The organism is Kitasatospora sp. NPDC097605 (assembly GCF_040302725.1).
GTDB lineage: Bacteria > Actinomycetota > Actinomycetes > Streptomycetales > Streptomycetaceae > Kitasatospora.
On sequence record NZ_JBEOSF010000010.1, the window covers coordinates 214,328 to 227,062 of the forward strand.

General features: G+C 74.3%; 14 protein-coding genes. 6 read left to right on the top strand and 8 right to left on the bottom strand.

The window, feature by feature from the left end:
* Positions 1-3 precede the first annotated feature (3 nt).
* Positions 4-444 carry a DUF6188 family protein gene (locus ABTX81_RS14625; RefSeq protein WP_350544557.1) on the top strand — a complete coding sequence of 147 codons (441 nt, stop codon included), beginning with the start codon at positions 4-6 and terminating at the stop codon, positions 442-444.
* 31 nt (positions 445-475) lie between these two features.
* Here the strand turns inward: ABTX81_RS14625 and ABTX81_RS14630 are convergent, their stop codons facing one another.
* From ABTX81_RS14630 to ABTX81_RS14650, 5 genes are all read right to left on the bottom strand, one after another.
* Positions 476-850 (bottom strand): hypothetical protein, encoded by a 375-nt coding sequence (locus ABTX81_RS14630; protein WP_350544559.1) that lies wholly within the window; start codon positions 848-850, stop codon positions 476-478.
* Positions 851-942: 92 nt separating this feature from the next.
* Positions 943-1,335, bottom strand: a complete 393-nt coding sequence (locus tag ABTX81_RS14635; protein WP_502892776.1) for a roadblock/LC7 domain-containing protein — start codon at positions 1,333-1,335, stop codon at positions 943-945.
* A gap of 82 nt (positions 1,336-1,417) precedes the next feature.
* Positions 1,418-2,512: a hypothetical protein gene (locus ABTX81_RS14640; protein ID WP_350544564.1), complete on the bottom strand. Its 1,095-nt coding sequence runs from the start codon at positions 2,510-2,512 to the stop codon at positions 1,418-1,420.
* A complete protein-coding gene (locus tag ABTX81_RS14645; protein ID WP_350544566.1) occupies positions 2,509-2,892 on the bottom strand; it encodes a hypothetical protein in 384 nt (127 codons plus the stop codon). The genes ABTX81_RS14640 and ABTX81_RS14645 overlap by 4 nt, the downstream gene beginning before the upstream one ends.
* Positions 2,893-3,432: 540 nt before the next feature.
* Positions 3,433-4,188 (bottom strand): TetR/AcrR family transcriptional regulator C-terminal domain-containing protein, encoded by a 756-nt coding sequence (locus ABTX81_RS14650; RefSeq protein WP_350544569.1) that lies wholly within the window; start codon positions 4,186-4,188, stop codon positions 3,433-3,435.
* 136 nt (positions 4,189-4,324) lie between these two features.
* Between ABTX81_RS14650 and ABTX81_RS14655 the strand changes: the two genes are divergently transcribed.
* The 5 genes from ABTX81_RS14655 (at position 4,325) to ABTX81_RS14675 (ending at position 10,182) form a co-directional block, all read left to right on the top strand.
* Positions 4,325-5,938 (top strand): amidohydrolase, encoded by a 1,614-nt coding sequence (locus ABTX81_RS14655; protein ID WP_350544572.1) that lies wholly within the window; start codon positions 4,325-4,327, stop codon positions 5,936-5,938.
* A 153-nt stretch (positions 5,939-6,091) separates the two neighbouring features.
* Complete coding sequence (locus ABTX81_RS14660) at positions 6,092-7,597, top strand: APC family permease (protein ID WP_350544574.1); 1,506 nt, start codon at positions 6,092-6,094, stop codon at positions 7,595-7,597.
* Between the two features lie 218 nt (positions 7,598-7,815).
* Positions 7,816-8,637: a YncE family protein gene (locus ABTX81_RS14665; protein WP_350544577.1), complete on the top strand. Its 822-nt coding sequence runs from the start codon at positions 7,816-7,818 to the stop codon at positions 8,635-8,637.
* A gap of 46 nt (positions 8,638-8,683) precedes the next feature.
* The gene (locus ABTX81_RS14670; protein ID WP_350544579.1) at positions 8,684-9,328 is read left to right on the top strand and encodes an alpha-ketoglutarate-dependent dioxygenase AlkB; all 645 of its coding nucleotides are present in this window, start codon (positions 8,684-8,686) and stop codon (positions 9,326-9,328) included.
* A 107-nt stretch (positions 9,329-9,435) separates the two neighbouring features.
* A complete protein-coding gene (locus ABTX81_RS14675) occupies positions 9,436-10,182 on the top strand; it encodes a VOC family protein (protein WP_350544582.1) in 747 nt (248 codons plus the stop codon).
* A gap of 100 nt (positions 10,183-10,282) precedes the next feature.
* Here ABTX81_RS14675 and ABTX81_RS14680 read toward each other — a convergent pair whose 3' ends face one another.
* The 3 genes from ABTX81_RS14680 to ABTX81_RS14690 all read right to left on the bottom strand — a co-directional run bounded on the left by ABTX81_RS14680 (position 10,283) and on the right by ABTX81_RS14690 (position 12,666).
* Positions 10,283-10,807 (bottom strand): nucleotidyltransferase domain-containing protein, encoded by a 525-nt coding sequence (locus ABTX81_RS14680; protein ID WP_350544585.1) that lies wholly within the window; start codon positions 10,805-10,807, stop codon positions 10,283-10,285.
* A gap of 78 nt (positions 10,808-10,885) precedes the next feature.
* Positions 10,886-11,734 carry a carbohydrate ABC transporter permease gene (locus tag ABTX81_RS14685; RefSeq protein ID WP_350544588.1) on the bottom strand — a complete coding sequence of 283 codons (849 nt, stop codon included), beginning with the start codon at positions 11,732-11,734 and terminating at the stop codon, positions 10,886-10,888.
* A complete protein-coding gene (locus ABTX81_RS14690) occupies positions 11,731-12,666 on the bottom strand; it encodes a carbohydrate ABC transporter permease (RefSeq protein WP_502892777.1) in 936 nt (311 codons plus the stop codon). Before ABTX81_RS14690 ends, ABTX81_RS14685 begins: the two co-directional genes overlap by 4 nt.
* Positions 12,667-12,735: the final 69 nt, after the last annotated feature.

Sequence of the window (12,735 nt, forward strand, 5' to 3'; positions counted from 1 at the left end):
CGCATGCAGAACACGCAGCACACGACACGCCCCGCGGACGGCCTCGGCGCCGTGCTGGCCGGTCGCCGGGTGACGGCGGTCGGCGGCGGCGACCGGCTCGACCTCGTGCTCGACGGGCCGGCGACCGTCCGGGTGGCGCACGAGTTCCGCTTCACCGGGGCGACCGGGGTCGGGGTGTTCTATCCCGCGCTGACCTTCCGGCCCACCCGACCACTGCTCGGTCTGGTCGGCCGGAAGGTCGGCTCCGCCCGGATCACCCCGGCCGGAGGGCTGGAGCTGGTGTTCACCGGCGAGGGCGGCGGGACGCTGTCCGTCCCGCCGCACGCGCTGCTGGCGCCGTGGCGCGTGGTCACGCCGGACGGCACGGTCTGCGCGGGGCTCCCCGGCGGCGAGGTCGCCTGGTCCGGAGAGCCGGACGCGGACGGACCCGACGAACCCGCCTGACCCGCCGAACCCGCCGGCCCCGCCGGACCGGTCAGACCTCCAGGTCCGCCTCGATCCTGGTGAGCTGGTGCCGGGCCATCGCCAGGTTGGCCCGGGTCTTGTCCAGCGCCAGGTAGAGGAACAGGCCCTTGCCGCTGCGGCTGGTGAGCGGGCGGATCAGGTGGTACTGGCTGCTGAGGGTGATGAGGATGTCCTCGATCCCGTCGCCGAGCCCCAGCATGTCCATGGTGCGCATCTTGGCCCGCACCACGTCGGTGTTCCCGGCGGCGGCCACATTGAGGTCGAGGCCGCCGGGGCCGTCGAGGGTGGCCAGTGCCATGCCGCTGTTGTAGTCGACCAGGGCCGCGCCGATGGCGCCCTCGATCACGGTCATGGCCTGCTTGAGCGCGCCTGCGGCGTCGGTCATCTCGGGGTCTCCCGTTCCTGGATGGGTCGGTGGGTCGGTAAGGGTCGGTGAAAAGCGGTAGTGGAGAAGCGGGGTTCGACGGGCCGGGGCCCTCAGAGCTCCCGGGCGTCCTTGGGCGGCGGCGCGTCGTTCAGCAGCGCGGCGATCCGCTGGGCGGAGCGGCGGGCCTCCAGGTGCAGGCGGCCGACGTTCGCGTCCGGATGGGCGAGCAGGGTGAGCACGCAACTGCCGCCCGCCGCGTAGATGGCGACGTAGCCGTGCTCGCCGCGCACCAGCGACTCCCGGAACTCGCCCTGGCCGGTGCTGTCGGCGAGCCGCTGCGCCAGGCCGAGCGCGGCGGCGGTCAGCGCCGCCAGTCCCGACGGCTCGGTCCCGTGGGTGTCGTGGGCGACCAGCAGGCCGTCCACACTGGCCACCAGGCCGCCCGCGAGGTGCGGCATCCGGTGCTTGATGGCGCGGAGTTCGGCCAGCAGCTCGGTCTCCAAGGCGATCAGTTGTCTCCTTCCGGCACGCTGCTTGAGCGCCCGCCTCATGGCCGTGAGGGCGGGGTCGCGGGCGGAGAGTGGTTCAAAGTCGGGCCTCCAGAAGGGTTCGGACCCGGATCAGCAACGCGATGTCCGGATCGGTGGCGGTGGTCGGGACGGCGGTGGGATCCGACCCGCGCCGCCCCCCGGTGAGGGCGGCGAGCGCCGCGCCGGGCACCCGCCGGTGCAGTCCGCCGGGGGCCCGCGGCGCCGGAACGCGGCCCGTCCCCGGTGGCCCGGACGCGCACCGGGGGTCGGAGCCGGTTCCGGGGACGGCTCCGGAGCCGTCCCCGGAACCGGCCAGCAGGCCGGCGGCGGCGAGCCGGCGGACGTCCGCCGTGGTCGCGAACGCGGAGCGGCCGAGCAACCGGGCCAGCTCCGCCGGGGTTCTCCGGCCGTCCGCGTGGTCGAGCAGGTCGCACTGGCGCCGGGTCGGCGGGCGCAGCCGGCGGGCGTGGCGCCCGGGGCCGTGGCCGGCGGCGGCCGGCGGGCCGGCGGAGCGGCACAGCGGCGCGGTGTCGAGCTGGGCCGAGGGCCAGATCCGGTCCAGCAGGTGCTGCCGCCGCTCGGCCTCCCGGCGCAGCCGGTGGGCGCCGACCGCGACCACCGGGCCGAGCCAGTGCCGCGCACCGGGCGCGAAGGTCCAACCAGGTTGGGTCGCAAGGGCGTTGCCGGTACCGTCGAACGCCTCGAACAGGAAGCAGGCGGCGTCGTAGAGCGCGCCGAGGTGGCAGAGTTCGAGCTCGCCCCGGGTCAGCCGGCCCTGTTCGACCAGCGCCTCGCCGACCCTGGCGTGCGGGCCGAACCGGTGGACGGCCTCCTGCCAGGTCTCGCGGGTGAGCCGGCCACAGGCGGTGAGCAGGGTGGCGAGGTCGGGGGCCCGGTCGGATTCGGCGTGGGCGACCAGGCCGTCGACGAGGTAGACGGTGCCGGCGGGGCCGCGCAGGGCGCCGGTGGCGCGTTCGCCGGCGAGCCGTTCGACGGCCGCGCCGGGGGTCCAGCCGGGGCCGGCGGCGACCGGGAGCGGTGCGGCGGCGGCCCCGCCCGGTGGCCGGAACCCGACGGCGGTGCGCGCCGCCTCCGCGCCGTGGCCGCCCGGTGCGGGGTTCGCGTCGGTGTTCGCATCGGCGTTCGTCATCCGAGCACCAGTTCCTCGGCGATCGACTGGAGACGGAACCGGGCGACGGCGAGGTTGCCCTCGGCGCGGTCGAGCCAGAGGTGCAGGACGAGCCGGCTGTCGAAGACGGTGTCGATGAAGCACAGCAGGTGGTAACTGCTGTCGGCGGTCAGGATGATGTCCTGCAGCGGCACCGCGCGGTCCTCCGCGGCGGTGAAGGTCGCGGCGTCAACGGCCGCCCGCACCAAGTCGGTTGCCTCCGCTGCCGTGGTGTCGTGGTCGCCGGTCGGACTGGCTCCGACGCTGCCCAGGGCGAGCCCGCTGCTCCAGTCGATCAGACCGGCGGCACGGGCCCCGGCGATCGCCATCGCCCGGGACAGGCACTCGTCGATACCCGGCACTCGGGCTCCTTCGGAGGGTTCGGGGAGGAAACGGCACGGCGGGACCCGACCGCCGGAGGCCGGCCGGACTGCCACGACCTGTGGCGGGGTCGACACGGAAGGCTACTGATGGAATCCATGCAGAGAACATTCCAATGGCATATTCACACCACAAGGGCGCGTTTCCGGCCATCCTTTGACACGCCGTCAGGCCGATGCCCGCGGCATCGCCGCTGACCGCACACCCGCACGTGACACGAACGAACGATCCACCTGGGGTGCGACCTTGGCCGGTTGTCGGCCGACCCGACGGGTTTCGGACCGCGCATGCGATAGAACCGGTGGGCGGACCCCCGGGCCCCGGAGCGGGGGAACGACGAAGCGGCCGCCCCCCGCAGGGGAACGGCCGCTTCCGATGGAGCGCCAGGCCCGGGTCGCACGGACTCTCCCTACTGAAAGTAGGGCGTGCTCTGGTAGCACCGCTGACGCCTGGTCGAACCGGTCCCGATCCCCGCTCCGCGAAGACCGTTCCCTTTCGACGAGATGAACACTAGCAGGCCATCACGCCTGGTCAGAAATCGGATGCCCGGCGCCCGCGACGGGCCCGCGCCCGGCGGGCAGCAGCGCGGCGTAGCCGGCGATCAGCGCCGCGAGCCCGACCTCGAAGGCCTGGTCGGCCCGCTGCCGCCCGGTCGGGACGGCGGCCAGCGCGTCGGCCAGCCGCGGCGTGGCGGCCCGGTCGACGGCGTCGACCATGACGGCGGGCGCGACGAGGTCCAGCGCCGAGCCGAGGATGAAACTCTCCAGGGCGGTGATCACACCCATCACGTCCTCCCGCGCGAAGCCCGCCACCTCCAGGGTGACGACGGCCCGCTCGTAGAGCTCGTGCATGAACGGTTCGGCGAGCGGCGCGGTGGCCAGCAGCCGGATGATGCCGGGGTGCTCGGCGAAGGCCTCGCGGTAGGCGCGGGCCCAGCCGCGCAGCGCCTCGTCCCACGGACGGTCCCAGAGCGACCGCTCGCCGATGACCCGGACGAGCTCGCCGCGCATCAGGGCGACGATCTCGGCACGGCCGGCGACGTGGTGGTACAGCGCGGAGGGGCTGACCTTGAGCGCGCCGGCGAGGGCGGGGATGGTCAGGTCGCCGGCCTCGTCGACCAGCCGCAGCGCGGTCTGCACGATGCGCTGCCGGTCCAGCAGGGGGGTGCGCGGCCTGGCCATGGGGTTCCCGTTCCTCTCCGCGGTGGCGGCTTCGGTGTCGGCGTCGGTGTCGGTGCCGGTGTCGCCGCACAGGGCGGCCCTACGATCATCGCGCAAGATCATCGTGATGAAAACGTAATCGAATGACTTTCAATAAAACTCTTCCGCGCCCCGCCCGGTCGCACCTACGGTTACCGAATCCCATTCAGTTAACCAGGTCACACCAGACCGCACCGGGAGAGGACGCACCCGCATGCGCGCCGACACGATCTTCACCGGAGGCCGGATCCACACCGGCGACCCGGCCCGCCCCGTCACCGACGCCCTCGCCGTCACCGCCGGACGGATCACCGCCCTGGGCGCCACGGCGCACGCGCTGCGCGACGAGCGGACCGAGACCGTCGATCTGGCCGGCGGCGCCCTGCTGCCGTCCTGGGGCGACGGCCACGTCCACCCGCTGATCGGCGGACTCGGCCTGCGCGGCGTCCCGGTCCGGGACTGCACCAGCCTGGCCGAGGTGGTCGAGGCCGTCCGGGTCTGGGCCGAGCGGCACCCCGAGGCCGAGTGGATCACCGGCGACGCCTTCGACCCCTGGCTCGCCGAGGGCGGCCTGTTCGACGCCGCGCTGCTCGACGCCGTCGTCCCCGACCGGCCGGTGCTGCTGCGCACCATGGACCACCACACCGGCTGGGCCAACAGCGAGGCGCTGCGCCGCGCCGGGTACACCGCCGAGACGCCCGAGCCGGCCCACGGCGAGATCGTCCGCCGCCCCGACGGCAGCCCGCTGGGCACCCTGCGCGAGTTCGGCGCGCTCAACCCCGTCCTCGCCCTGGTCCCGCTGCCCGACCTCGCCGAGCAGGTCGACGCGCTCCACGGGACGGCCCGGGTGCTCGCCTCCGCCGGCGTGACCTGGGTCCAGGACGCCTGGGTGGAGCCCCAGCAGGTCGACACCTGGCTCGCCGCCGTCGCCGACGGCCGAGAGCTCGCCGTCCGGGCCAACCTCGCCCTGCTGCTCGAACCGGACGACTGGCGCGGGCAGCTGCCCCGGCTCGCCGCCGACCGCGAGCGGGTCGAGGCCGCCGGGCGCGGCCAGGTCACCGCGCGGGCCGTCAAGTTCTTCGCCGACGGCGTCCTGGAGTCCGGCACCGCCGCGCTGCTGGAGCCCTACTCCGACTGCCCGCACTCGCACGGCGCCGCCAACTGGACCGGCGCGGAGCTGGCCGACGCCGTCACCGCCGTCGACGCGCTCGGCTTCCAGCCGCACATCCACGCCATCGGCGACCACGGCGTGCGGATCGCCCTGGACGCCGTCGAGGCCGCCGCGCGCCGCAACGGACCGCGCGCCCGCCGCCCGGTGATCGCGCACGTCCAGCTGGTCGACCCGGCCGACCTGCCGCGGTTCGCCGAGCTCGGGGTGATCGCCAACTTCGAGCCGCTCTGGGCGCAGCCGGACCCGCTGATGACCGAGCTGACGCTGCCCCGGATCGGCCCCGAGCGCGGCGCCCGGCAGTACCAGATCGCCGCCCTGCTGCGCGACGGCGCGCGGGTCTCGTTCGGCAGCGACTGGCCGGTCACCCGGTACGAGCCGCTCGCCGGGCTGGCCACCGCCGTCACCCGGCAGACGTCCGAGGGCCTGCCGGAGGGCGGCTGGCTGCCGCAGGAGCGGATCGGGCTCGACCAGGCGCTCGCCGCGTACTCGGCGGGCGTGGCGCACCAGGCGTTCGAGGAGGACGCGTGGGGGGTGCTGCGGGTCGGCCTGCGGGCGGACCTGGTGCACCTGGCCGCCGACCCGTACGCCGTCCCGGCGGGCGAGCTGGCCGGGGTCGCCGTGCTGGGCACCTGGCTCGGCGGCCGCCGCACGCACTGAGCGGAGCTCCCACCCCCGCCCCGCCCCCCGACCGCGCCGCGCCGCGCCCCCGATCAACGGGGCGCGCCCCGGGCGCGCACCGAGGCCGAACGCGCCCCCACCCGGACGTCCTGCCCTACCCTCGACCGCACGACCACCAGGAGAGCTCCCCCCATGCACCTGCCCTCCGACACGACCGCCGCGACCGCCCCCGCGGCCGCGCCCCCGGCCCCGGCACCGGCCCCCGGGCTGGAACGCGGTGTCCTCGGCACCGGCGACATCGTCTTCTTCGTCGTGGCCGCCGCCGCGCCGCTCACCGTGATGGCCGGGGTCGCGCCCTTCGCCATCGCGTTCGGCGGCATCGGCGCCCCGGCCGCCTACCTGGCCACCGGTCTGGTGCTGGCCCTGTTCGCGGTCGGCTTCACCACCATGGCCGCGCACGTGCGCAACGGCGGCGCGTTCTACGCCTACGTCACCCGGGGCCTCGGCCGCCCCGCCGGGCTCGGCGCCGCCCTGCTCGCGGTGCTGTCGTACAACGCGATCCAGATCGGCATGTTCGGCGCCTTCGGCTACTTCGCCAAGGAGACCGCAGCGGACCTGCTCGGCCTGGACCTGCCCTGGCCGTTCTGGGCGCTGCTCGGCGTCGTGGTGGTCTGGTTCCTCGGCTACCGCTCGATAGACCTCGGCGCCAAGGTGCTCGGCGCGCTGCTGATCGCCGAGACCGGCATCCTGCTGGTGCTCGCCGTCGCGATCCTGGCCAGGGGCGGGGCGCACGGCCTCTCGCTCGCCTCCTTCGCGCCCGGGAACGTGGCCACCGGCGGCATGGGCGGCGTGCTCGGCCTGTCGTTCGCCGCGTTCGTGGGCTTCGAGGCCACCGCGATCTACCGCGAGGAGGCCCGCGCCCCGCACCGCACGGTGCCCCGGGCCACGTACGCGGCGATCGCCTTCCTCGGGCTCTTCTACACCTTCATCACCTGGACGATCGTGCAGGCCTTCGGCGACTCCGGGGCGGTGACCGCCGCGACCGACGACCCGGCCGGGATGTTCTTCACCGCGATGACGGACTACGTCGGCGGCTGGGCGACGGACCTGCAGCGCGTCCTGATCGTCACCAGCCTGCTGGCCGCGCTGCTCGCCTTCCACAACACCATCACCCGCTACGGCCACGCGCTGGCCACCGAGGGCGCCGCGCCGGCCGCGCTCGGGCGGATCCACCCCCGGCACCGCTCGCCGTGGGTCGGCGGGGTCGCGCAGAGCCTGCTGGCGGCGGGCGCCGTGGTGGTGGCCGCGCTGATCGGCGCGGACCCGTACAACCAGTTCTTCCTCTGGGTGAACTCCCCCGGCGTGGTCGGCATCCTGCTGCTCCAGGCGCTGGCCGGGCTCGCCGTGTACGCGTACTTCCGGCGCGAGCGGGCGGCCGCGGCGAGCGCCGGGCGGCTGCGCACGGTGGTCGCGCCACTGCTCTCCACGGCGCTGCTGTGCGGCGCGACCGGGCTGGTGGTCTGGCGCCTCGACCTGTTCACGGCGGCCGGACCGGAGGTCAACTGGCCGCTGGTGTCGGTGGTTCCGGTGGTGTTCCTGACCGGGGTCGGCCTCGCCCTGCGGCTGCGTTCGCGCCGTCCGGAGGTGTACGCCCGGCTCGGCAGCGCGGACGCCGACGGGGAGCCGGACCCCCGCTGAGGTCCGACCGCACGCCGGCTGTACGCCGACCGCGCGCCCGTTCGAGCGGGTGCGCGGTCGGCGTACGATCGAAGTGCGGCGACCACCCGCGTGCCCCTCGACCAGGGGCCGGATCCGGTGGTCGGCGCCCCCGGACGCTCCCCGGCCGCCTGCGGCGGCACCCGGCGCCGCACCCGGTCGAAGGCCGGCGGAGGACCCGACAGAGGGAAGAGCGGACCATGTCACTCTCCACCACTCCGACGACCGGCCCCGACCGGGCCGGCTCCCAGCCCTTCGAGACGATTCCCGTGGGCGCGGGCCCGCACAGCGTGGCCGCGAGCGGCGACGGCCGGCGGGTCTACGTCACCAACTTCCTCGACGGCACGGTCACCGCCGTCGACACCCCGGCGCACACCGTCGCCATGACCTTCCCGGTCGCCGCCGGCCCGTACGGGGTGGCCCTGGACCCGCCCGGCGAGAAGCTCTACGTCGCCGATCACTCCACCGACGCCGTCAAGGTGTTCGACACCGCCACCGGCGACGAGACCACCAGCACCGGCACGGGCGCCCGGCCGTACGGGCTGGCCGTCACCGTGCACCCCGAGCAGTTACTGATCGCCGACGCGATCGACGACCAGGTGATGGTCGCCGACCTGCTCACCAAGACCCACGGCGCCCTCACCGGCATCGACTTCCCGGTCGGCCTCGCCGCCGACCCGAGCGGCAACCGCTTCTACGCCGCCAACTACTTCGCGAACACGGTGTCCGTGTACGACGCGACCGAGGTCATCGAGGTGAAGGGGCCGACGCCGGCCGAGCCGCTCGAAGTGATCACGGTCGACCGGGGACCGTACGGCCTGGCCGTCGGCCCGCACGACTCGCAGCTGTACGTGGCCCACTTCCCGTTCGACACGGTCTCCGTGGTCGACCTCCACAGCAGCACCGTCACCCGCACCATCACCGTGCCCGGCGGCCCGCGGGGCGTCGCGGCCGACCCGGACGGCCACCGCCTCTACGTCACCGCCTTCTTCCGGCGGAGCCTGGTGGTCGTCCCGCTCTGACCCATTCATTCGAGCATCTGTTCGATTGTCGTCGTAGGCTGGAGGCATGAGCACCACCGCCGCCGTCCACCTCCAGCCGTCCCTGTTCGACGATTCCGGGCCGACCGGGCCCGCCCTCGGGCCGCTCGCGGGCGTACGCCGGGAGGTGCTGGGCTCGGGTGCCTGGGTGGACGTGCTGCCCGGCTGGCTGCACGGAGCGGACCGGCTGTTCGAACAGCTGGCCGCCGAGGTGCCCTGGCGGGCCGAACGGCGCGAGATGTACGAGCGCACGGTGGACGTCCCCCGGCTGCTCGCCTCCTACCGGGAGGGGAACCCGCCGCCGCACCCGGTGCTCGGCGAGGCCCGCGCGGCGCTCAGCCGGTACTACGCGCGCGAGCTGCGCGAGCCGTTCCGCACCCTGGGCCTCTGCTACTACCGGGACGGCCGGGACAGCGTGGCCTGGCACGGCGACCGGATCGGACGCGGCGCACGCGAGGAGACCATGGTGGCGATCCTCTCCGTCGGCGAACCCCGCGCGCTGCTGCTGCGCCCCCGGGGCGGCGGCCCGGTGCTGCGGCACCGGCTCGGGCACGGGGACCTTCTGGTGATGGGCGGCACCTGTCAGCGCACCTGGGAGCACGCGGTGCCGAAGACGGCCCGGCCGGTGGGCCCCCGGATCAGCGTCCAGTTCCGGCCGCGCGGCGTCTCCTGACACACGCGGACGGGACGGCCCGCGCTTGCCGGCCGCGCGCGCCGGGCGGACGCTGGCCGGGGGGCGGGTGGCGGGGGCGACCGGCGGGGCGAGGAGGGCAGAGCGGCATGCCGAAGGCGGGCAGGTACCACGAGGGCGTCCCCTGCTGGGTCGAGCTGGGCGCGGTGGACCTCGGGCGGGCCCGGCGCTTCTACGGCGGACTGTTCGCCTGGGAGTTCGTCGACCTGCCCGGCTGGACCGTCGCCACGCTGCGCGGCGCCCAGGTCGCGGGCCTCACCGCCGGGCCGCCGGGCACCGGGCAGTCCTGGACGACGTACCTGGCGGTCGGCGACGCGGCGCGGACGGCCGCGGCGGTCCGGGAGGCGGGCGGCCGGGTCCTGCGGGAGCCGTACGAGGTACCGCCCGAACAGGGCTGGGCGGCACTCGCGGCCGACCCGGCCGGAGCGGTCTTCGGCCTGCGGCAGGGGCTGCTCTGGCAGGGCGCCGGCCTGGTCGACGAGCCGGCCGCGTTCAGCTGGAGCGAGCAGCACTCCCCCGACCCCGACACCGCCCGGGACTTCTACCGGCGGGTCTTCGGCTACGAGTACGGCCGTGAGAGCGACGGCGCCACGGTCTTCCGGGTCGACGGGCTGCCGGCCGGCGACATCGCCCGGCGGCCCGGGGCCGGCTGGGCGGTGCACTTCGGGGCCGCCGACACCGACCGCGCGGTCGAGCAGGTGCGCGAGCTCGGCGGCACGGTGCTGGCCGGGCCGGAGCCCACCCCGTTCGGGCGGCGGGCGGTGGTCCGCGACGACGGCGGCGCGGCGTTCACGCTGGTCGGCGTCCCGTCGGCGGAGCGGACGCCGGCCGCCTGAGCACCCCGCCGCTTGAGCGCCCCGTTGCCCGGGCACCCCGCCGCTTGAGCGCCCCGCCGCCCGGGCACCCCACCGCCTGAGCGCCCCGCCGCCCGGGCGCCTACCGCCCCAGCGCCCGCTCCAGACGGGCGATGTCCGCGGCGTCCTTCGCCCGGCGCGGACGGCGCGGGTCCCAGACCGGCATCATCCGCTTGATCTCGATCTGCGCCTCCGGGGCGACGATCGGGCAGACCAGCCCGCCGAGCCGCCCCGGCGGCCCGTCCAGCAGCCCGGCCGGCCAGGCCGTCCCCGCCCAGGGACCGCCGGCCACCAGCACCCGGCCGTCCGGCGCCGGGTCGACCAGCGCGAAGCTCGACTCCAGGCCGTCCCTGACGAAGTCGAGCTGCTGCTCCGGCGGGCTGCCCGGCAGCGGGCGGTGGCCGAGGGCGCGCAGCGCGGCGGCGAGCGCCCCGGCGTCGGCGGCCGGCGCGAACCAGTCGACGTCCTCGTGGTCGCGGGTCTGCTCGCCGAGGAAGAAGTCCATCGCCCAGCCACCGCGCAGCCAGACACGCGAGCCGAGACGGCGGGCCAGGCCCACCGTCTCGGCGATCTGCGCGAGTTGCCCGTCGGCTCGCTTCCGGTCCATGGACCCCACCTCCACGGTCCCGGACGCTATACCCGTCGCAGCCCCTCCGTCGCGGGGATGTCCGTCAAGGTCCGGGTCTCAGTCCTTGACCGCGCCGGCCAGCCCGGAGACCAGCTTGCGCTGCACCGCGATGAAGAAGATCAGCACCGGGACGGTCATCAGCGTGGAGGCCGCCATGATGCCGCCCCAGTCGTTCTCGTCCGGCTTGAAGAACACCAGCAGGGCCGAGGGGAGGGTCTGGTTCTCGGTCGCGCTGATGATGAAGGTCTTGGCGAAGACGAAGTCGTTCCACGCCGCGATGAAGGAGAACACGCTGGTCGCGGCCAGCCCGGGGGCGACCAGCGGCAGCAGGATCGTCCACAGGATGCGGGCCCGGCTGGCACCGTCGATCTGCGCGGCCTCCTCGATCGACACCGGCACGGCGGCGACGAAGCCCCGCATCATCCAGATCCCGAAGGGCAGCGAGAACGCCAGCTGCACCAGGATCAGCGAGGCCAGGGTGTTGAGCCCGATGCCCGGCGCGAACCGGCCCGCGTCGCGGAACATGAAGAACAGCGGGATGGTCAGCGCCTCGACCGGGATCATCTGGGCGATCAGGAACATCACCATGATGGTGGTGCGGAAGCGGAAGTTGAACCTGGTCACCGCGACCGCCGCGAGGAAGACCACCAGCGCGGAGAGCACCACCACCGACAGCGCGATCACCAGGCTGTTGACGAAGTACCGGCCGAAGCCGTCCACGCTGAGCACCTGGCGGAAGCTCTCCAGCGTGGGGTGCGCCGTCCACGGGCGCGGGTTGAGCGACTGCACCTCGCCCTTCGGCTTGAAGGCCGAGAGCACCATCCAGAAGATCGGGAAGGCGGTGACGACGGCCACCAGGAGGGCGGTGGTGTTGGCGCCCAGGCGCCAGCGGCTACGGGCGTTCACAGTTCGTTCCCCGTCCTGCGCAGCGAGCGGATGTAGAGGACGGTCGGGATCACCAGGATCAGCAGCATGATCACACCGATGGCCGCGCCGAGCCCGTACTGGGAGGAGGCGAAGGCCTTCTGGTAGGCGTAGACGTTGAGGACCAGGTTCTGGCCGGCGATGCCGCCGCCCTCGGTCATCACGTAGATCTGGGTGAAGACCTTGAAGTCCCAGATGACCGACTGGATCACCACGATGGTCAGGATCGGCCGGAGCATCGGGGCGGTGATCCGGCGGAAGGTGGTCCAGGTGCCGGCGCCGTCCAGCGCCGCCGCCTCCATGACCTCGGTCGGGATCGCCTTGATGCCCGCGTACAGCGTCACCATGACGAACGGGAAGGAGTGCCAGACCACGACGGCGCCGACGATGAGGAAGGCCGTCCACTTGTCGTAGAACCAGTTGTACTCGTGGAAGCCGTCCAGGCCGATGCTCACCAGGGTCTTGTTGACCAGGCCGAGGTTGGTGTCGAACAGGAAGCTCCACACCGTCGAGCCGGTCATCGCCGGCGCCGCCCAGGCCGCCATCGCGGCGGTGGTCAGCACCAGCCGGGGCACCCGGCCCACCCGGGTCAGCAGCACCGCGAGAGTGGCACCGACGGCCAGGGTGGCGACCACGCAGAACGCGGCGAAGCCGATCGTCTGCAGCAGCACCGACCAGAACTGCCCGTCGCTCAGGATCTTCTGGTAGTTGCCGAAGCCGACGAAGCTGGTCGGCACACCGCCGGAGGCCTGCGCCTGGCCGAAGTCCAGCACGGACAGCAGTCCGAGCTGGTAGATCGGGTAGGCGACCAGCGGGATCATGATGACCGCCGCCGGCAGCAGGAGTCCGGGCGGGCGGCAAAGCCGTACGGGACCGGACAAACCGCCTCGCCCCCGCCAGGTGGGCGTCCGCATCGCCCAGCAGCTGAACGCCCAGCTCCCGCAGACGCATCCCGGCTACATCGCCCACGGAGGCGCGGACCT